Consider the following 19,053-nt stretch of genomic DNA (forward strand, 5'->3'; position numbering starts at 1 on the left):
CATCGGGTAGGCATCGGCCTGACCGGGGACATTTTCGGCGCCTTGTCGGCGCGTCGGATTGGGGGAGGCGATGATGATCCGAAATTGGATGGTTTGTGGAATTTTGTCCGGCGTTCTGCTGGTTTCGGCGCCGGCTCAGGCGGCACCGGGGGAGGTCGTCGCGGCGGTACAGAAGGGCCGCGTTGCGACTGCAGCCTTTGGTAAACGCCCCTTCATGCGCGATCCGCAGCTCTCGCCCGACGGCAGCAAAATTGCCGTGATGATGAGCGTTAACGGTGTCGACAATCTGGGCGTCATCGACCTCGGTACGCCGGGGACCAAACCGACATTCTTTGTCCGGGCCGAGGAGTATCGGGAAACGGGCGATCGCACCGTCGGCAGCTGGCGCTGGGTGGGGAACCGGACCGTCGTGTTCACCGTGCTGTCGCGCGAGAATATCTTCGGACAGCGCGCCGAGTTGCGACGCCTGGTGGCCTATGATCTGGAAAGCGGCAAGTTGACGCCCCTGGCGTGGGAGGGCACGACCGTCGATGGCGGCAACATCGTGCATGTCGATCATGCGGCGGAGACGGTGATGATCCAGCGCGGCGCCTTTCGGAACCAGCAGCGCGAATTCCGGCCCGAGGTCATCAATGTCATGGTTCGTACCGGCGAGTTCAAATCGGTGATGCGTCCCAATGTCTTTGTCAGCCAATGGATTGCCGATGGGGCGGGGACGATCCGTGCCACCACCGGCGATGATGACAATGGCAAGCTGCGCGTCATGTACCGGCCGGACGACCGCGCGACGCTGAAGACCGTCGTGAACGAAAAGGACCCGACCTTCACCGGCAGCCAGATAGTCCCCGACATCTTCCTCAAAGAACCCGACATGGCGGTCGTCAGCAGCAACAAGGACGGGTTCCGCAAAATCTACAAGGTCAATATGCAGACGATGGAGATCGCGGGGAAACCGATCTTCGAAGTGCCGGGCCACGATGTCGATGGGCCGATCGAGAATTGGAGCGGCGATGCCCTGCTGGGCGTCAATTACACCGACACGCGCGAGCGGGTGAAATGGCTCGATCCCCGGCTGGCAGAGATACAGAAATTCTTCGATGAAGACTTCGGCGAGGGCAACAGCCGGATTCGCTCCGCGAACAAGGATTACACCCGGCTGATCCTGTTCATCGCGAAGCCCAACGCACCCGGTGGCTATTATCTGTACGATACCGAGACGGGGAGCTTGCGGTTGCTCGGCTGGTTTCACCCCGTCCTGCACGACGCTGAACTGAATCCGACCGAAACGATCCGCTACAAGGCGTCCGACGGCATGGAAATCCCTGCCGTGGTCACCTATCCACGCCACCGCAAGCATCGCGCCGGACTTCCCGTCGTTGTCATGCCGCATGGCGGCCCCTTCGGTGTCCGCGATCAGGAGGAGTTCGGCGTTTTTCCCTGGCATCAGGCGATCGCCGAGCTGGGCTATGTCGTGATCCAGCCCAATTATCGCGGCTCGGGCGGATATGGAAAGGATTTTGTCCTCGAAGGGCGCAAACCCAACGGCTATGGCAATCGGATGCAGGCCGATCTGAACGACGCGGTGAGCTGGTTTGCGGGGCAGGGGCTGGTCGACAAGAATCGCGCCTGCGTCATGGGGTGGTCCTATGGCGGCTATGCCAGCGCGCGCGGGGCGCAGCGCGATCCCGGGGTGTGGAAATGCGCCATCGCCGGGGCCGGGGTCTATGATTTTCCGATGATGAAGCAGTTCGACATCAGCACCTTCGGCAGTTTCGGCGCCAGTTACCAGGCGACTGCCGACGACCTATCGGCAATATCCTCGGCGCGCCATACCGATACCCCATGGTCGCCGATCCTGATCGTTGCGGGGGTGCGAGACGAGCGTATTCCGATCGAACAGTCACGGGCGCTGGTGTCGCGGCTGAAGGGCGCTGGCAAGAAGGAAGGGACCGACTTCCGTTACGTCGAACAGCCCAAGGGGACGCACAACCTGCCGTACGAGGAATTGCACATCGAGTGGCTGGTCGAGTCCGAGAAATGGCTCGAGCGCTTCAACCCTGCCTACATCGCGAGCGATCCCGACAAGGCGCTGCCGGTCGTGGTGACTGCGGAGGTGAAATAGCGCAGACCGACGGGGTCAGGTCATGCCGCCGACACCTTCATCTGCTGTGCATAGCCTGCCTGCACCATCGCGCTCATCCGGTCGAACAGGGCGTCGGGGTCGTTGCGGCGTAGCGTGGCGATCGCCGCTTCGGCACCCTCTGCGACCACGAGTTCGCGTGTCCCGGCATCGACCGCGGCGAGCATCTGCGCCGCCGCGTCGTCGGGCGACAGGCCATTGTCGATCGCAGCGTCGCTTTCCCCGCGCACGCTGCCGTCGGCGTTCAGCGCGTTGCGGCTGACATTGGTGCGCACCGATCCGGGCGCGACGACGAGCACTTTCAGTCCGAGATGCTCATTTTCGGCGCGCACCGCGTCGTGATAGCCGATGATGCCGTGCTTCGCCGCCGAATAGGCGCTGCGCAGCGGCACGCCGGCGATGCCCGCAACGCTCGATATGGCGATAATCTGGCCGCCGCCCGCACCTACCATGCGCGGCAGCAACGCCTGTGTAAGCGCGATCGGGGCGAGCAGGTCTACCGCGATGATTTGTTGATAAACTGCGAAATCGGTTTCGATCGCAAGGCTGCGCTGCGAGATGCCGGCGTTGTTGACGAGCCCGTCGATACGCCCCTGCCAGCCCCATGCCCGATCGGCAATCGCGGGGAGGGCATCATAATCGGTCGCCTCGAACGGCAGGATAAGCGTCTCGGTGGCGCAGTCGGCTGCGACGGCTTCGAGCGCCGCGACGTTGCGGCCCGAGAGGACCAGCTTCGCCCCGCGTGCGGCCAGCGCCCGCGCCAATGCCGCGCCGATTCCCGACGAAGCTCCGGTAATCCACCAGACTTGATCCTTCATATCGTCATCCCCATCTTGCTTTTGTCCCAGCGTGAAACGTCGTTTGGAACGCGTCAAGGCGCCCAGCCGCGGATTTCCGCGCAGGGGTGGCAATTTTGTTGCGAATCTGTTATAATAAATATCAACGCGCCGACACTCTGCCTCTTCCCGTCACTGGGCTGGGGCGCTTTCCGGCGTTCCGATGGAGCCATATCCCTTGTCACTCTGACTGGCTAGCGCCGCCCGAATGCAAATCCCCCTCCGCGAGAGGGCGGGATGCGCCGGTGTTGTCGCACTTTCAGATCGGGGTCAAGGCACAAGAAAAGGAATTTGCATGTCCGTGAACACGCTCTTGTTCGAAGTCGGTGATTATGTCGTTTATCCCAAACATGGCGTGGGGCGCGTCATCGAGTTGCAGCGGTCGGAGATCGCCGGAATGCAGCTCGAACTGTATGTCCTGCGCTTCGAAAAGGAAAAAATGACGCTTCGCGTGCCGACGAACAAGGCCGAAGGCGTGGGCATGCGCAAGCTGTCGTCGGACAAGACGCTGAAGGAAGCGCTGCAGGTCCTGACCACCAAGCCCAAAGTGAAGCGCACCATGTGGTCGCGCCGCGCGCAGGAATATGAAGCGAAGATCAACTCGGGTGACCTCGTGTCGATCGCCGAAGTGACCCGCGACCTGTTCCGCGCCGACGACCAGCCCGAGCAGAGCTATTCGGAGCGCCAGATCTTCGAAGCGGCGTCGAGCCGCCTCGCGCGCGAACTCGGCGCGATGGAAGAAAGCGACGAAAAGACGGCGCAAGCGAAGATCCTCCAGATCCTCAACGAGCATGCGCCGCTTTACTACGCCGAAAAGGTGTAATCGCGTCCACTGCGATGAAGGAAAGGGCGGTCTGGTAGGGCCGCCCTTTTCGATTCAGGGATAGGTCGCGCTCACGAAATAGAGCCCGTCGGGCGGTGCGTTCAGCCCCAGCGCATTGCGGTCGGCGGCATCGAGCGCAGCCTTTAGGTCGCGCGCCGACCATTTGCCATAACCCACCAGCGCGAGACAGCCGACCATCGAGCGCACCTGATGGTGGAGGAAACTGCGCGCCGCGGCTTCGACGATTAACTCCTCGCCGTGGCGGCTGACTGACAATTTATCGAGTGTCTTCACCGGGCTTTGCGACTGGCAATGCGCCGAGCGGAAGGTTGTGAAATCGTGCAGCCCGATCAACTGCTGCGCCGCTGCATGCATCGCATCGGCATCGAGCGGGCGGGCGACCTGCCAGGACAGGCCCTTATCCCACGTCAGCGGCGCGCGGCGGTTGACGATGCGATATTCGTACGACCGGCCGATACAGGCAAAACGCGCATGCCAGTCGTCGGGGACGATCTCGCACGCGACCACCGCGACCGGCGCGGGACGAAGCTGGGCGTTGAGCGCCTCGGTCAGCTTGAACGGGGTCAGCGGCTTTTCGATATCGACATGCGCGCGCATCGCGATCGCATGAACGCCCGCGTCGGTGCGTCCGGCGCTGAATACCTGCACTTCCTCGGCGGTGAAACGATGGATCGCTTCCTCGATCGCCTGCTGGACGCTGGGGCCGTGCGCCTGCCGCTGCCAGCCCATGAACGGGCGGCCGTCATATTCGATCGTGAGCGCGAAACGGGTCATGCGAGCCGCGTGCCCGCCGGAATCGCCCGCCCGCGGAGGAGTTCGGCGGCGTCCATCGGCGGCTTCCCGGCTCGCTGGACGCGCGTTGCGCGGATCGCAGCGGGGTTGCAGGCGATCGCCAAGCTATCGTCGAGCGTGACACCCGGCGCGGCGCCCGCGACCGTATCCGACGGATGGACGACGTCGGCGGCGAGGATCTTGTAACGCTCGCCTTCGAGTTCGAAGAAGGCGCCCGGCACCGGGTTGAACGCGCGTATTTGCCGCTCGACCTGCACCGCGCTGGTCAGGAAGTCGAGCCGCGCTTCGCTCTTGTCGATCTTGGCGGCATAGGTGACGCCTTCATCGGGCTGCGGCATGGGCGGAAAGGCGTGGAGGTCGCTCAGCACGCGCCGCATCATTAATGCGCCCATTTCGGCGAGTTCGTGGGTCAGCACGCCCGCACTCTTGCGCGCGGCGGGCGTCGTTTCGATTAGCCGCATCGCGCCGGTATCGAGCCCCGCGTCCATCTGCATGATCGTCACGCCCGTTTCGCCATCGCCCGCGAGGATCGCGCGCTGCACCGGCGCGGCGCCGCGCCAGCGCGGCAGAATCGAGCCATGGACGTTGAGGCATCCTTCGCGGGGGGCATCGAGGATCGCTTGCGGCAGGATCAGGCCATAGGCCGCGACCACCGCGATATCGACGTCGAGCGCCGCGAACTCGGCCTGCGCCTCTTCGTTCCGCAGGCTCTTCGGCGTGCGCACGGGAAGGCCATGTTCCTCGGCCCATACCTGTACCGGGCTCTTCTGCAATTTCTTGCCGCGCTGCGCCGGGCGCGGCGGCTGCGTATAGACGGCCACGATTTCGTGCCCCGCCGCGTGGAGCGCGGCGAGCGTCGGTACCGCAAAGGGCGGCGTTCCCATAAAGGCGATGCGCATTGTCATTTCTCGCGCGCCGCTTAAGACGATCCGTCATGGCATCGCAAGAGATTGAAGCGCTCGTCCAGCAACTCGCCCGCCTGCCGGGCCTCGGCCCGCGCTCGGCACGGCGCGCTGTGCTGCACCTGATGAAGAAGCGCGAGAGCAGCTTTGCGCCCTTGCTTGCGGCGCTTCAGACCGTGTCCGAACGGCTGGTCACCTGCAGCATCTGCGGCAATGTCGACACGCAGGATCCGTGCGCGATCTGCGCCGACCCGCGCCGCGACGCGCGGAGCCTGTGCGTCGTCGAGGAGGTGTCCGACCTCTGGGCGCTCGACAAGTCGCGACTGTTTCCGGGAAAATATCATGTGCTCGGCGGGCGGCTGTCGGCGCTTGAAGGAATTCGCCCGCAGGATCTCAGCATCGAGGCCCTCGTGGCGCGTGTCGCTGCGGGCGGGATCGACGAGGTCGTGCTCGCGATGAACGCGACCCTCGAAGGGCAGACGACCGCGCATTATCTGGCCGAGCGGCTGGAGAGCTATCCGGTGCGGCTGACTCAGCTGGCGCATGGCCTGCCCGTCGGCGGCGAGCTCGATTATCTCGACGAAGGGACGCTGGCGCAGGCGCTGCGGGCACGGCGACCGGTGGGTTGACGTCGGGCATTCGAGTTCATACCTGCACGCCATGGCCTTACTCCCTATCATAGAGACCCCGGACCCCCGGCTGCGCGTGATTTCGAAGCCCGTCGAAAAGTTCGACGCCGAGCTCAAGACGCTGGTCGCCGACATGTTCGAGACGATGTATGACGCTCCCGGTATCGGGCTGGCGGCGATCCAGGTCGGCGTGCCGAAGCGCATCCTCGTCATCGACCTGCAGGAACCCGATCCCGACGACGAAGAGGGCAAGAAGGTGATCCGCGAGCCTCGCGTCTTCATCAACCCCGTCTTCTCGGACGAGAGCGAGGAGCATAGCGTCTATCAGGAAGGCTGCCTGTCGGTCCCCGAACAATATGCCGATGTGACGCGCCCCGCCGAGGTCACCGTCGACTGGCAGGACGAGGACGGCAAGCATCATCAGGAACGCATGACCGGGCTGATGGCGACGTGCATCCAGCACGAGCACGACCATCTGGAGGGCATCCTCTTCATCGACCATCTGTCGCGGCTGAAGCGCGAGATGGTGCTGAAGAAGCTCGCAAAGCTGCGCAAGGCGGCCTGACCGACGGACAAGCGACAAAAGAAACCCCGGCTTTCACCGGGGTTTCTTTTTGTCTGCGATATCGCTGCGGCGGTTACCCCGCCTTGGCGACGCCCACCATCGCGGGGCGCAGCAGCCGGTCCTTGAGCATATAGCCCGCCTGCATTTCCTGCACGATCGTGCCCGGCGTCTTGTCGCTCGGGATTTCGAGCATCGCCTGATGCTGGTTCGGGTCAAGCGGCAGGCCGATTGCGGCGATGCGCGTGATGCCGTTGCGTTCGAAAACGCTGAGCAATTCGCGTTCGGTCGCCTCGAGGCCGGTGATCAGCGGCTTGATGCCTTCGTCGGCGCGCTGTTCGTCGCTGAGTGCGGCGAGCGCCCGGCCAAGGTTGTCGGCGACCGACAAGATGTCCCGCGCGAACTTGGTCGCGGCATAGGCGTGCGCGTCGGCGATTTCCTTGTCCTTGCGGCGCGTGACATTCTGCGTCTCGGCGCGCGCATAGAGAAGATCCTGCTGGAGCGCGGCGACCTGTTCGGCGAGCTGTGCCAGCTCTTCATTCTCGCCGAGTGCTGCGGCCTCGGCGGCTTCAACTTCGGGGTTCGCGCCGTCGTCGACCGGCGTGTCGTTTTCAATGTTCGTCATAAACCTATCGTATCAGTCTGGAGAGCGATTGTGCGGTGAAATCCACCATGGGAACGATGCGGGCATAGTTCAAGCGTGTGGGGCCGATGACCCCGACCACGCCCACCACGCGCCCGTCCGATCCGCGATACGGAGCCGCTATCACGGACGAGCCCGAAAGCGAGAATAATTTATTCTCCGACCCGATGAAAATCCGCGTCGCGGCGCCCTCGCGCGCGCTGTCGAGCAGCCCGGCAATTTCCTGTTTGGTTTCGAGTTCGTCGAGCAATTGCCGCACGCGGTCGAGATCGCCGACCGCGCTCTCGTCGAGCAGGTTCGCCTGACCGCGCACGATCAGCACCGGGCGGTCGGCGCCGTCCGACGACCAGATGGCGAGCCCGCGCGACACCAGATCCTGCGCGGCGCGGTCGATCGCGATGCGCTCGGCCTCGATCTCGCGCCGCACGCGCGCCATCGCTTCGGTCAACGTCAGGCCGCTGAGCGTCGCGCTGATGTAATTGCCCGCCTCGACGAGCGCCGAAGGGTTGAGCCCCGGCGGAATGTCGATGACGCGATTCTCGACCGCGCCGTCGCCCGCGACGAGCACGACGAGCGACTGGTTCGCCGACAGCGGGACGAAAGCGAGCTGCTTTAATACGCGCTCATGCTTGGGGACGAGGACCAGGCCTGCGCATGCCGACAGCCCCGACAGCGCCGAGGTCGCCTGCGCGAGCGCGCTTTCGATCGGCCCGGCGTCGGATAGGCTCGCCTCGATCTGCGCACGGTCCTCGGCCGAAGGTTCGGCAACCTGCATCATGCCATCGACGAAGAGGCGGAGCCCCTGTTCGGTCGGCAGCCGCCCTGCGCTGGTGTGCGGGCTCGCCAGCAGGCCATATTCCTCAAGGTCCTGCATCACGTTGCGGATCGACGCGGGTGAGAGGTTGAGCGCCGCGAGCTTCGACAGCGTGCGCGAACCCACCGGCTGTCCGGTCTCGAGATAGGCGTCGACGACCAGCCGGAACACATCGCGCGCGCGCGTGGTGAGTTCGGTGATCGGCGGGGTGGTCATACAAGGGGATTTAGGGACGGGGAGGGGATGGGGCAAGTCTCGGAGGTCCGCCGCGCGCAGGACGTGGAGAGCGCGGCAGCTAGCCGGCCTGCTTCGCCAGTTTGCCCAATCCCTTCGACAATTGCAGCGCACCGTTGAGGCGCGCGCCGGTGCTCATCCAGTCGCCGCTGATCGACAGCTTGTTGTCGGGACGGATGCGCGCGCGGCCTTTCAGCCGTTCGACATAGGCGATCAGGCCGGGGACGTTCGCGAACTGGTCGCCGTGGAAGCTGACAAGCGCGCCCTTGGTGCCGACGTCGAGCTTCGCAATGCCCGCGAGCTTGGCATTCGCCTTGATCTCCATCAGCTGGACGAGGTTGGCCGTCTCGGGCGGCAGCGGGCCGAAACGGTCGATCATCTCGGCGGCGAAGGCGTCGAGCGCCGGGCGATCCTGCGCATCGTTGAGGCGGCGGTAGAGCGCCATGCGCAGCGGCAGGTCGGGGACATAATCCTCGGGGATCAGGATCGGCGCGTCGACGGTGATCACCGGCGACAAGGCTTCGCGCGGCGGCAGCTTTCCGGCGCCTTCGGCCTTGGCGACGAGGATCGCCTCTTCGAGCATCGACTGGTAAAGTTCGAAGCCGACCTCGCGGATATGCCCCGACTGCTCGTCGCCGACGAGATTGCCCGCGCCGCGAATGTCGAGGTCGTGGCTCGCGAGCTGGAAGCCGGCACCCAGCGTATCGAGATCACCGAGCAGCTTGAGCCGCTTCTCCGCCGTGTCGGTAATCGCGCCGCCCTCGAGCGTGGTAAGATAGGCATAAGCGCGCGTCTTCGACCGGCCGACGCGACCGCGTAGCTGGTAGAGCTGCGCAAGGCCGAAGCGGTCGGCGCGGTGGACGATCAGCGTGTTCGCGTTCGGGATATCGAGCCCGCTTTCGACGATGGTGGTCGAGACGAGGACGTCATATTTGCGGTCATAGAAGGCGCTCATCCGCTCCTCGACCTCACCCGGCGCCATCTGGCCGTGCGCGACGACATATTTGATTTCGGGCACGCGCGTGCGCAGGAATTCCTCGATATCGGGAAGGTCCTTGATCCGCGGCGTGACGAAGAAGCTCTGCCCGCCGCGGTCATGCTCGCGCAGCAGCGCCTCGCGGATGACAACCGGATCCCACGGCGCCACGTAAGTCCGCACCGCGAGGCGGTCGACCGGCGGCGTCTGGATCACGCTGAGTTCGCGGAGGCCCGACATCGCCATCTGCAGTGTGCGGGGGATCGGGGTGGCGGTCAGGGTCAGGACGTGAACGTCGGTCTTGAGCTGCTTCAACCGTTCCTTGTGGACGACGCCGAAGCGCTGCTCCTCGTCGACGATGACGAGGCCGAGATTCTTGAACTCGACCGATTTGGCGATCACCGCATGGGTGCCGACGACAATGTCGATCTGCCCGTTCGACAGGCCGTCGCGCGTCTTTTGCGCCTCGCTCGCGGGGACGAGCCGCGACAGGCGGCCGATGTTGATCGGGAAGCCTTTGAAGCGCTCGACAAAGTTGGTGTAATGCTGGCGCGCGAGCAGCGTCGTCGGCACCACCACCGCGACCTGCACCCCCGCCATCGCCGCGACAAAGGCGGCGCGCAGCGCGACCTCGGTCTTCCCGAAACCCACGTCGCCGCACACCAGCCGGTCCATCGGGCGGCCCGAGGCGAGGTCGGCGAGCACATCGCCGATCGCGCGATCCTGGTCGTCGGTTTCCTGATAGGGGAAGCGGTCGGCGAAGGCGGGGTAGGCGGCGTCCTGCGCCAGCAACTCGCCCGAGCGCAGCGCGCGCTGCGCCGCGGTCGCGAGCAGTTCGCCCGCGATCTCGCGGATACGCTCCTTCATCCGCGCCTTGCGGCGCTGCCAGGCTTCGCCGCCGAGCTTGTCGAGGCCGACGCCCTCGCTTTCGCCGCCGTAGCGCGAGAGGACGTCGAGATTCTCGACGGGGACATAGAGCTTGTCGCCGCCCGAATAGGTGAGCGCGACGCAATCGTGCGGGCTGCTCCCGACCGGGATCTGGGTCAGCCCCTCGTAACGGCCGATGCCGTGGTCGAGATGGACGACGAGGTCGCCGACGCTGAGCGTCGCGAGTTCGGCGAGGAAGGCGTCGGCGCTCTTGCGGCGCTTCTGGCGCCGGACGAGGCGCTCGCCGAGGATGTCCTGTTCGGTGAGCAGGCTGATCGCGTCGCTCGCGAAGCCATGATCGAGCGGGAGGACGACCATCGCGGTCGCGCCGCCGCTTTCGGCCGATGCGGTGCCGAGCGCATCCTGCCAGCTGTCGGCGGGGGCAAGCGAGGTTACCCCATGGTCGCGCAGCAGTCCCGACAGGCGATCGCGCGCGCCGCCCGAATAGCTGGCGATGATCGTGCGCCGTCCCTTGCGCCGCTCATCGCTCAGGTGGTCGGCGACCTTGTCGTATACGTTGAGGTCGGCGGTGCGTTCTGGGGTGAAGTCGCGCGCGGCGAAGGTTTCGAGATCGACGACCGTCGCGGCGGGCGGGACATCGAACGGGGTGACGATATGGATCGGGCGCGTTTTGGTCGCTCCCGCCCATTCTTCTTCGGTCAGATAGAGCGTTTCGGGCGCGAGCGGACGATAGCTGCCGGGCGACTCGCGTTCGGCGGCGACGCGGTTCGCATGGTAATCGGCGATCGCGGCGAAGCGCGTCTCGGCGGTCGCTTCGGTGCGGTGGCCGCGCAGCACCGGGGTCGCGGGGTCGATATGGTCGAACAGCGTCGCGAGCCGTTCCTCGAACAGCGGCAACCAATGGTCCATGCCCGCCTGCCGCCGTCCGTCGCTGACCGCCTGATAGAGCGGATCGCCGGTCGACTGGCCGCCGAACAGATCGCGATACGCCGAGCGGAAACGTTTGATCGTCGCTTCGTCGAGCAAGGTTTCGGATGCCGGAAGCAGTTGCAGCGCCTTGGCGGGGCCAAGGCTGCGCTGGTCGGCGGGGTCGAAGCGGCGGATGCTCTCGATCTCGTCGCCGAAGAAATCGACGCGCAGGCCATTTTCCTCGCCCGCGGGGAAGAGGTCGAGGATGCCGCCGCGCACCGCAAACTCACCCTGATCGGCGACTGTATCGACGCGGCTGAACCCGTTCGCGACGAGCAGTTCGGCGAGCGCGTCGCGGTCGATTCGCTGGCCCGGAGCGAGCGTCGTCGCGAGCTGGCGGATGCGGAAGGGGGTGAGCGTGCGCTGCGTGATCGCGGCGACGGTGGTCAGGATCAGCTCGCCACGCTTGGCGGGAAGTTGCAATGCCGACAGCGTCGCAAGCCGATCGGCGCTGACGCGCATCGACGGCCCGGCGCGGTCGTAAGGCAGGCAGTCCCACGCCGGGAAGCGATGGACGATCAGGTCGGGCGCAAAGAAGGGAGCCGCGTCGGCGATCGCCTGCATCGCGGTATCGTCGGTGGCGACATAGACGAGGCGCTTGTCGCTCGCTCGCGCAAGGTCGGCGAGCAGCAGCGGCAGGAAGCCGTCGGCGGCGCGCGCCAGCGTCAGCGGCGCCGACGCCGATCCGATGGCGGCAAAAATGTCGGCGGCGCTTCGGGTCATGGCAGCGGGATATAGTCCAGCCGGCGCATCGCGGCGATCATGTCGGGACGGTCGAGATGCGCGGGCGGATTTCCAGTGCCGAGCGCCCACGCCATGATATCGACGTCATCCTCTTCGACGACAATCTCGTACCAGGCGATCTCTTCTTCGTTCCAGCTCGCCGAATAGCGATCGAAGAATCCACCGATCATATAATCGGCTTCGCGCGTGCCGCGGTGCCAGGCGCGAAATTTCAGGCGTTTGAGGCGGTCGGTGTGCGGCACGGGAAGAATCCTGACAGCCCATGCGGCTGGGTGTGGCGCACGGGGAACAATCTCTATAGTCAGCCCAGATAGTCATGCGACCCGAGATACTCAATCCGCTCTTTGCCGCGCTGACCGACCTCAAGGGTGTCGGGCCGCAGCTTGCCAAGCCGCTGACGCGGCTGGGCCTTGAGCGCGTCGTCGATGTGCTGTTCCATTTGCCGACGGGCCTCATCTCGCGCTTTCCGGTCGACCGGCTCGATCAGGCACAAGCCGGACAGACGATCATCGTCGAGCTGACCGCGCAGGATTATCGGCCGGGCCGCAGTCCGCGCGCGCCCTTCGGGGTCGAGGCGTTCGACGATGCGGGCGATCATGTCCGGCTCGTCTATTTCGGCCGCACGTCGGGGCTCGCGCGCAAGCTGTTTCCCTTGGGTGAGAAACGCCGCGTATCGGGTCGGCTCGATCTTTATGGCGACATGCGGCAGATCGTGCATCCCGACCATGTTGCCGAGCCGGGCGACGAGGGCGGGATCGCCGAACATGAACCCGTCTATCCGCTCACCGAAGGACTTACCAACGCGCGGCTGTCGCAATTGGGGCAGGTTGCGCTCGAACGGCGTCCCGAGCTTGCCGAGTGGATCGACGCGCCGCTGCTCGCGAACCGGAATTGGCCCGCCTGGAACGAGGCGATGGCGCGTGCGCACGCGAGCCCGCGCGACGAGGCGGCGCGCGACCGGCTCGCCTATGACGAGATTTTCGCAAGCCAGGTCGCGCTGATGCTGATCCGGCAGGGACTCCGCACGCGCAAGGGCCGACCGATCGTCGGCGATGGCCGGCTCACCGATGCGCTCAAGCTGCCCTTCGGGCTGACCGGCGCGCAGGAACGTGTCGGGCGCGAGATCGCGGGCGACATGGCGCAGGACACCCCGATGCTGCGGATGCTCCAGGGCGACGTCGGGTCGGGCAAGACGCTCGTCGCGTTGCGCGCGATGCTGGCGGCGGTCGAGGCGGGAACCCAGGCGGCGCTGCTGGCGCCGACCGAAATTCTTGCCCGGCAACATTATGCGACGCTGCAACGCATGCTCGGCGGCTTGCCCGTCAACCTTGCGATCCTCACCGGGCGCGACAAGGGCAAGGCGCGCGAATCGACGCTGATGGGACTCGCCGACGGCAGCATCGATATCCTCGTCGGCACGCATGCGATCTTCCAGCAGGCGGTCAATTATCGGGACCTCGCGCTCGTCGTCGTCGACGAACAGCATCGTTTCGGCGTCGCGCAGCGTTTGATGCTCACGCAGAAGGCGGCGCGTCCGCCGCACCTGCTGGTAATGACTGCGACCCCGATTCCGCGCACGCTGCAACTCGCCAACCATGGCGAGATGGACGTGTCGCAGATCGACGAGATGCCGCCGGGGCGCACCCCGGTCGATACGCGCGTGATCTCGCTCGACCGGCTCGACGATGTCGTGGACTCGCTCGACCGGCACCTTGCGACGGGGGCGCAGGCCTATTGGGTGTGCCCGCTCGTTGCCGAAACCGAAGGAAGCGAGCTGGCGGCTGCCGAAGATCGCGCGGCCTTGCTTCGCGCGCGGCTGGGCGAAAACCGTGTCGGTCTGGTGCACGGGCGGATGAAAGGACCCGAAAAGGATGACGTCATGGCGCGCTTCCAGGCGGGCGAGATCGGCGTTCTCGTTGCGACCACGGTGATCGAGGTCGGGGTCGATGTTCCCGCCGCCAGCCTCATGGTCATCGAGCATGCCGAGAATTTCGGGCTCGCCCAGCTTCACCAGCTGCGCGGCCGCGTCGGTCGCGGCGCCGCGAAGTCGGTCTGCCTGCTGCTCCGTTCGCAAGGCCTCTCCGAAACCGCGCGCGAGCGGCTCGCGCTGATGCGCGATACCAACGACGGTTTCGTGATCGCCGAGAAGGATCTCGAGCTGCGCGGCGGCGGCGAGTTGCTTGGACTCAAGCAATCGGGCGATGCCGACTACCGGCTCGCGACCCCCGAACAGCTCGTGCGGCTGTTGCCGGTCGCGCATGACGACGCGCGGCTGTTCGTCGAACGCGATGGCGGGATGGACGGCGCGCGCGCAGAGGCGGTGCGCCTCTGCCTCTATCTGTTCGAGCGCGATGCGGCGGTGCCGCTGCTGCGGAGTGGTTAGTTCACATCCCCGCGCGCACCCATGGCGCGGATCATCGGCAGATAATCTTCGACCGAGATCGATTTTTCGAACTGCAGACCGGTCTTGCCGCCGAGCGACCAGATGACCTTCGCCGAGGTACGGCCGATGATCGGCATTCGCAGCACAACGAGGTCGCCGATTTCCAGTCCGCGCTCGAAGCGCATCAGCATGCCGTCGGCGCTGATGTTGACGCAGGTGCACATTTCCTGCCGTCCGTCGGGCATGACGAAGGGCAGGCGGCAATAGACGTCGCTACGCGGAGCGATCCGCTGGTCGAGGCCGACATAATGGGCCTTGCTGGTGTCGATCTTGCGCATGTTCGTGGACCTTGTTGATTTTGCCATGACGATCCACCCGATTGCTGAAGAAGTCGTAAACGCTCGTCTGCGCCCTAGCGGGTCACAAGGCCATGCTTTTTTGACCCGAGGCTCAGCGGAACGGGGTTTTCGCCGGGCTGGATCTGGTGCTGCGGATCGCGAACGACGACGCCGTCGACCTTCACCGCGCCTTCGTCGAGCTTGCGGCGTGCTTCCTTGTTCGACGTGGCGAAGCCGAGTTCGCGCAGCGCATCGACGACGCTGATCCCTTCGGCGGGGGCGATCGCCTGCGGAAGGTCTCCGCCAATCTGTCCCTTTTCAAAGGTTTGCGCGGCGGTCTCTGAAGCGATGCGTGCGGCGTCCGCGCCACGGCACATCGCCGTCGCTTCGTTCGCGAGGATTTTCTTCGCTTCGTTGATCTCTGCGCCTTCAAGCGCTTCGAGCCGCGCGATCTCGTCCAGCGGCAGGTCGGTGAACAGCTTCAGGAACTTGCCGACGTCGCGGTCGTCGCAGTTGCGCCAATATTGCCAATAGTCAAAATGGGACAGTTGTTCGGGATTAAGCCAGACAGCGCCGGCGGCGGTTTTGCCCATTTTGGCGCCCGCGGCGGTGGTCAGCAGCGGAGTCGTAAGGCCAAAGAGGTCCGCGCCGTCCATCCGGCGGCCGAGTTCCATGCCGTTGACGATATTGCCCCACTGATCCGATCCGCCCATCTGAAGCCGCACGCCGCGCTCTTTCGACAGATGGCGGAAGTCATAGCCTTGCAGGATCATATAGTTGAATTCGAGGAAGGTCATCGGCTGCTCGCGTTCGAGGCGCAGCTTGACCGAATCGAAGGTCATCATGCGGTTGATCGTGAAGTGCGTGCCGACTTCCTGCAGCAGTTCGATATAGCCGAGCTGCCCGAGCCAGTCCTGATTGTCGACCATCACCGCATCGGTCGGGCCGTCGCCGAAAGACAGGAACTGCTGGAAGATGCTGAAGATCGACGCGATGTTCGCCGCGATCGTCTCGTCCGACAGCATCTTGCGGCTCTCGTCGCGTCCGGTGGGGTCGCCGATCCGCGTCGTCCCGCCGCCCATCAGCACGACGGGCTTGTGTCCCGTCTGTTGCAAGCGGCGCAGCATCATGATCTGGACGAGGCTGCCGACGTGCAGGCTGGGTGCGGTTGCGTCGAAACCGATATATCCGGGGACGACCTGTTTCGCCGCGAGCGCATCGAGCCCTTCCGCGTCGGTCGTCTGATGGATATAGCCTCGCTCGTCGAGCAGGCGCAGCAGGTCGGATTTGTAACTGGTCATAGCGGGCGGGCGCTTAGCATGGGGTTTGATATTTGGATAGCATGCGCAAAGAGCTGATCTGTCATCCGGCGACGCCGGGCAAGGCCGTGCGCGCGGTCGCCGTCGAGGTTAGTCTCTCGTTCGAGGATGGCTTTGCGCTGCGCTTCATCGTCGACGGCGCGATCTCCGCGCTGGTGCTGCCCGACGGGCAGGGCGAACTCGTCATCGCCGACAGCGCGACCGATGGCCTGTGGGAAAGCACCTGCTTCGAGGCCTTCCTGACCGAAGAGGGCGAGCCCGATTACACCGAGTTCAACTATTCGCCCGACGGCCGCTGGGCCTGTTACCAGTTCGACGATTATCGCTCGCTGCTGCGCACCGACGACCTCGCGCCGTGGGAAATGGCGGCGGAGAAGGGCGACCAAAGCTATGCGCTGCGCGTCGAGCCCGGTATCTTTCCCGACAATGGCGCAAAACTCGCGCTGTCGGCGGTGATCGAGGAGGAGGGCGGCACCAAAAGCTATTGGGCGCTCGCGCATCCGCCGGGCAAGCCCGACTTCCATCATCCCGATTGCTTTGCGCTCACGCTTGGGGCACCCGACGCGGCATGACTGTTCACTTCGGCATCGACCGCCTGCTCGCCGACCCGGCGCTTCGCAAACCGCTCGAAGGCAAGCGCGTCGCGCTGCTCGCGCACCCCGCTTCGGTCACCGCCGACCTGACGCACAGCCTCGACGCGCTCGTCGCGGCGGGGCTCGACATCACCGCGGTGTTTGGACCGCAGCATGGCGTGCGCGGAGACCTTCAGGATAATATGATGGAGTCGCCCGACTTCACCGATCCGACCTATGGCATGCCGGTGTTCAGCCTCTATGGTGAGGTGCGGCGGCCTTCGGGCCAGTCGATGCACACGTTCGATGTGATGCTCGTCGACCTGCAGGACCTTGGCTGCCGGATCTACACCTATGTGACGACGCTTCTGTATATCCTCGAGGCCGCGGCGCAGCATGGCAAGGCGGTGTGGGTACTCGACCGGCCGAACCCTGCGGGCCGCCCGGTCGAGGGCACGCGGCTTCTGCCCGGCTGGGAAAGCTTCGTCGGCGCGGGGCCGATGGTGATGCGCCATGGCCTCACGATGGGCGAGATGGGGCACTGGTTCATCCGTCACTTCGGCCTCGACGTCGATTATCGCGTGATCGGGATGGAGGGCTGGGACCCGAAAGGTCCGGGCTTCGGCTGGCCCACGGATCGCGTGTGGATCAACCCCAGCCCTAATGCCGCCAACGTCAATATGGCGCGCGCCTATGCCGGCACCGTGATGGTCGAGGGCGCGACCTTGAGCGAGGGCAGGGGCACGACGCGCCCGCTTGAGCTGTTCGGTGCACCCGATATCGACGCCAAGGCTGTGATCGCCGAGATGCAGCGTCTCGCGCCGCAATGGCTTGGCGGGTGTAAGCTGCGCGATATCTGGTTCCAGCCGACCTTCCATAAGCACGTGGGCCGGCTCAACAGCGGCGTGCATATCCATGCCGACGGGCCGTGGTACGACGACGATGCGTTCCAGCCGTGGCGCGTGCAGGCGCTGGGGTTCAAGGCGATCCGCAGCCTCTACCCGGACTATTCGATCTGGCGCGGCAAGGATTTCAAATATGAGTACACCGACGATGTGCTCGCGATCGACGTGATCAACGGCGGTCCGGGCCTGCGCGAGTGGGTCGACGATGCGGGTGCGGCGGCGGGCGATCTCGATGCGCTGGCGATACCCGACGAGGCGGGGTGGCGCGAGGAAATCGCGGATCTGCTCATTTACTGACAAAGGGGACGATGATGCACCGGAGGCAATTTCTCGGCACTGCGACTATCGCTGGCCTCGCCGCGGCCTTGCCTGTGCCGGTGCTGGCCGCGGAAACCTCTGGCCTCCCGAACCTCGCCGCCAAAGCTGTCCCGATCAGCAAGGCCGAACGCATGGCACGCATCGCCCAAGCGAAGGAGTTGATGCGCGCGAACGATATCGGTGCACTGCTGATCGAACCAGGATCGAGCCTTATCTATTTCACCGGGGTGCGCTGGTCGCGGAGCGAACGGCTGACCGCCGCGGTACTGACGCGCGAGGGCGAGGTCGCGATCGTCACGCCCTTCTTCGAAGAACCATCGGTGCGCGAAAGCCTTGGTATCGAGGCCGAGGTGCTGACGTGGAACGAGGACGAGAACCCGCTCGCAGCCGTCGCTGCATGGCTTGGCAAGCGCGGACTCTTGAAAGGAAAGATCGGGGTTGAAGAAACGGTGCGCTATTTCGCCGTCGACGGCCTTGAGAAAGCGATGCCGCAGGCGACGGTGGTCAACGGCGCGCCCGTCGTGCGCGGTTGCCGGATGCACAAATCACCCGCCGAAATCGCGTTGATGCAGATCGCCGCCGACATCACGCTCGCCGCCTATCGCCACACCGCGCCGCGGGTCGAGGCAGGGATGACACCCGCCGATATCGGAGCGATCATGAAGGCGGCGACCGTTGCGCTCGGCGGGCGCAGCGAGTTCGAACTGATCCTGCTCGGCGAGGCGAGCGCATATCCGCATGGGTCGGGCAAGCCGCAGGCGGTGAAGGACGGCGAGGTCGTGCTGATGGATTGCGGCGCGACGGTGCATGGTTATCAATCCGACATTTCGCGGACCTTCGTTTACGGCAAGGCGAGCGCGCGCCAGCGGCAGGTCTGGGACCAGATGCGCAAGGGACAGGACGTCGCGTTCGCCGCGGCCAAGCTTGGCACGCCGGCGGGCAAGGTCGACGATGCTGTGCGCGCCTATTACGAGAGCCTCGGCTGGGGCCCCGGATACAAGCTTCCCGGCACCTCGCACCGGACCGGCCATGGCATCGGGCTCGACGGCCACGAGCCGGTCAACCTCGTCCGCGGCGAAACGACGAAGCTGGCACCCGGCATGTGCTTCTCGAACGAACCCGGCATCTATATTCCCGGCGAATTCGGCATCAGGCTCGAGGATTGTTTCTACCTGACCGACAGCGGCCCGAAATGGTTCAGCGAGCCGCCGCCGTCGATCGACCGGCCGTTCGCTTAGGTTTTGC

The 19,053-nt window shown here is 65.1% G+C and carries 17 protein-coding genes; 8 read left to right on the top strand and 9 right to left on the bottom strand.

Features of this window, described 5'->3' with window-relative positions; translation table 11 throughout:
* Positions 1-103: 103 nt before the first annotated feature.
* The gene (locus tag VGN62_RS15195; RefSeq protein ID WP_327455354.1) at positions 104-2,122 is read left to right on the top strand and encodes an alpha/beta hydrolase family protein; all 2,019 of its coding nucleotides are present in this window, start codon (positions 104-106) and stop codon (positions 2,120-2,122) included.
* Positions 2,123-2,142: 20 nt separating this feature from the next.
* Here the strand turns inward: VGN62_RS15195 and VGN62_RS15200 are convergent, their stop codons facing one another.
* The gene (locus VGN62_RS15200) at positions 2,143-2,958 is read right to left on the bottom strand and encodes an SDR family NAD(P)-dependent oxidoreductase (RefSeq protein WP_327455356.1); all 816 of its coding nucleotides are present in this window, start codon (positions 2,956-2,958) and stop codon (positions 2,143-2,145) included.
* Between the two features lie 313 nt (positions 2,959-3,271).
* Between VGN62_RS15200 and VGN62_RS15205 the strand changes: the two genes are divergently transcribed.
* On the top strand, positions 3,272-3,799 hold the full coding sequence (locus VGN62_RS15205) for a CarD family transcriptional regulator (RefSeq protein WP_037511307.1): 528 nt from the start codon (positions 3,272-3,274) through the stop codon (positions 3,797-3,799).
* A gap of 54 nt (positions 3,800-3,853) precedes the next feature.
* Here the strand turns inward: VGN62_RS15205 and truA are convergent, their stop codons facing one another.
* Positions 3,854-4,594, bottom strand: coding sequence for a tRNA pseudouridine(38-40) synthase TruA (gene truA, locus VGN62_RS15210; RefSeq protein ID WP_327455359.1), 741 nt, complete (start codon positions 4,592-4,594; stop codon positions 3,854-3,856).
* Positions 4,591-5,511 carry a methionyl-tRNA formyltransferase gene (gene fmt, locus VGN62_RS15215; RefSeq protein ID WP_327455361.1) on the bottom strand — a complete coding sequence of 307 codons (921 nt, stop codon included), beginning with the start codon at positions 5,509-5,511 and terminating at the stop codon, positions 4,591-4,593. Before fmt ends, truA begins: the two co-directional genes overlap by 4 nt.
* 35 nt (positions 5,512-5,546) lie before the next feature.
* Here fmt and recR point away from each other — a divergent pair, with 35 nt between their 5' ends.
* Positions 5,547-6,143, top strand: a complete 597-nt coding sequence (gene recR / locus VGN62_RS15220; RefSeq protein WP_327455363.1) for a recombination mediator RecR — start codon at positions 5,547-5,549, stop codon at positions 6,141-6,143.
* A 31-nt stretch (positions 6,144-6,174) separates the two neighbouring features.
* Entirely contained in the window at positions 6,175-6,708 is a 534-nt protein-coding gene (gene def / locus VGN62_RS15225; protein ID WP_327455365.1) for a peptide deformylase, read from the top strand.
* Between the two features lie 73 nt (positions 6,709-6,781).
* Here def and grpE read toward each other — a convergent pair whose 3' ends face one another.
* The 4 genes from grpE to VGN62_RS15245 all read right to left on the bottom strand — a co-directional run bounded on the left by grpE (position 6,782) and on the right by VGN62_RS15245 (position 12,215).
* Entirely contained in the window at positions 6,782-7,330 is a 549-nt protein-coding gene (gene grpE / locus VGN62_RS15230) for a nucleotide exchange factor GrpE (RefSeq protein ID WP_327455367.1), read from the bottom strand.
* A gap of 4 nt (positions 7,331-7,334) precedes the next feature.
* Positions 7,335-8,378, bottom strand: coding sequence for a heat-inducible transcriptional repressor HrcA (gene hrcA, locus VGN62_RS15235; RefSeq protein ID WP_327455369.1), 1,044 nt, complete (start codon positions 8,376-8,378; stop codon positions 7,335-7,337).
* A gap of 79 nt (positions 8,379-8,457) precedes the next feature.
* Positions 8,458-11,952 carry a transcription-repair coupling factor gene (gene mfd / locus VGN62_RS15240; protein WP_327455371.1) on the bottom strand — a complete coding sequence of 1,165 codons (3,495 nt, stop codon included), beginning with the start codon at positions 11,950-11,952 and terminating at the stop codon, positions 8,458-8,460.
* The gene (locus VGN62_RS15245) at positions 11,949-12,215 is read right to left on the bottom strand and encodes a succinate dehydrogenase assembly factor 2 (RefSeq protein WP_327455373.1); all 267 of its coding nucleotides are present in this window, start codon (positions 12,213-12,215) and stop codon (positions 11,949-11,951) included. The genes mfd and VGN62_RS15245 overlap by 4 nt, the downstream gene beginning before the upstream one ends.
* A 74-nt stretch (positions 12,216-12,289) precedes the next feature.
* Here VGN62_RS15245 and recG point away from each other — a divergent pair, with 74 nt between their 5' ends.
* The gene (gene recG, locus VGN62_RS15250; RefSeq protein WP_327455375.1) at positions 12,290-14,356 is read left to right on the top strand and encodes an ATP-dependent DNA helicase RecG; all 2,067 of its coding nucleotides are present in this window, start codon (positions 12,290-12,292) and stop codon (positions 14,354-14,356) included.
* Here the strand turns inward: recG and VGN62_RS15255 are convergent.
* Both VGN62_RS15255 and tyrS read right to left on the bottom strand, forming a co-directional pair.
* Entirely contained in the window at positions 14,353-14,694 is a 342-nt protein-coding gene (locus VGN62_RS15255) for a PilZ domain-containing protein (RefSeq protein ID WP_327455377.1), read from the bottom strand. The two genes, recG and VGN62_RS15255, sit on opposite strands and share 4 nt — an antisense overlap.
* A 74-nt stretch (positions 14,695-14,768) precedes the next feature.
* Complete coding sequence (gene tyrS / locus VGN62_RS15260; RefSeq protein ID WP_327455379.1) at positions 14,769-15,995, bottom strand: tyrosine--tRNA ligase; 1,227 nt, start codon at positions 15,993-15,995, stop codon at positions 14,769-14,771.
* 41 nt (positions 15,996-16,036) lie between these two features.
* Between tyrS and VGN62_RS15265 the strand changes: the two genes are divergently transcribed.
* Genes VGN62_RS15265 through VGN62_RS15275 form a run of 3 tightly spaced genes read left to right on the top strand, consistent with a single transcriptional unit; the run spans position 16,037 to position 19,046 of the window.
* Positions 16,037-16,585, top strand: coding sequence for a DOMON-like domain-containing protein (locus VGN62_RS15265; protein ID WP_327455614.1), 549 nt, complete (start codon positions 16,037-16,039; stop codon positions 16,583-16,585).
* On the top strand, positions 16,582-17,787 hold the full coding sequence (locus tag VGN62_RS15270; protein ID WP_327455381.1) for a DUF1343 domain-containing protein: 1,206 nt from the start codon (positions 16,582-16,584) through the stop codon (positions 17,785-17,787). Before VGN62_RS15265 ends, VGN62_RS15270 begins: the two co-directional genes overlap by 4 nt.
* A 14-nt stretch (positions 17,788-17,801) precedes the next feature.
* Positions 17,802-19,046: a Xaa-Pro peptidase family protein gene (locus tag VGN62_RS15275; protein ID WP_327455383.1), complete on the top strand. Its 1,245-nt coding sequence runs from the start codon at positions 17,802-17,804 to the stop codon at positions 19,044-19,046.
* The last annotated feature ends 7 nt before the right edge of the window (positions 19,047-19,053 follow it).

Source organism: Sphingopyxis sp. (assembly GCF_035998905.1).
GTDB lineage: Bacteria > Pseudomonadota > Alphaproteobacteria > Sphingomonadales > Sphingomonadaceae > Sphingopyxis.

Bases quoted from the DNA above. Each gene is read 5' to 3' on its own strand.
- VGN62_RS15200 (WP_327455356.1), bottom strand. From the start codon at position 2,958: ATGAAGGATCAAGTCTGGTGGATTACCGGAGCTTCGTCGGGAATCGGC.
- VGN62_RS15205 (WP_037511307.1), top strand. From the start codon at position 3,272: ATGTCCGTGAACACGCTCTTGTTCGAAGTCGGTGATTATGTCGTTTAT.
- truA (WP_327455359.1), bottom strand. From the start codon at position 4,594: ATGACCCGTTTCGCGCTCACGATCGAATATGACGGCCGCCCGTTCATG.
- fmt (WP_327455361.1), bottom strand. From the start codon at position 5,511: ATGCGCATCGCCTTTATGGGAACGCCGCCCTTTGCGGTACCGACGCTC.
- recR (WP_327455363.1), top strand. From the start codon at position 5,547: ATGGCATCGCAAGAGATTGAAGCGCTCGTCCAGCAACTCGCCCGCCTG.
- def (WP_327455365.1), top strand. From the start codon at position 6,175: ATGGCCTTACTCCCTATCATAGAGACCCCGGACCCCCGGCTGCGCGTG.
- grpE (WP_327455367.1), bottom strand. From the start codon at position 7,330: ATGACGAACATTGAAAACGACACGCCGGTCGACGACGGCGCGAACCCC.
- hrcA (WP_327455369.1), bottom strand. From the start codon at position 8,378: ATGACCACCCCGCCGATCACCGAACTCACCACGCGCGCGCGCGATGTG.
- mfd (WP_327455371.1), bottom strand. From the start codon at position 11,952: ATGACCCGAAGCGCCGCCGACATTTTTGCCGCCATCGGATCGGCGTCG.
- recG (WP_327455375.1), top strand. From the start codon at position 12,290: ATGCGACCCGAGATACTCAATCCGCTCTTTGCCGCGCTGACCGACCTC.
- VGN62_RS15255 (WP_327455377.1), bottom strand. From the start codon at position 14,694: ATGCGCAAGATCGACACCAGCAAGGCCCATTATGTCGGCCTCGACCAG.
- tyrS (WP_327455379.1), bottom strand. From the start codon at position 15,995: ATGACCAGTTACAAATCCGACCTGCTGCGCCTGCTCGACGAGCGAGGC.
- VGN62_RS15265 (WP_327455614.1), top strand. From the start codon at position 16,037: ATGCGCAAAGAGCTGATCTGTCATCCGGCGACGCCGGGCAAGGCCGTG.
- VGN62_RS15270 (WP_327455381.1), top strand. From the start codon at position 16,582: ATGACTGTTCACTTCGGCATCGACCGCCTGCTCGCCGACCCGGCGCTT.
- VGN62_RS15275 (WP_327455383.1), top strand. From the start codon at position 17,802: ATGCACCGGAGGCAATTTCTCGGCACTGCGACTATCGCTGGCCTCGCC.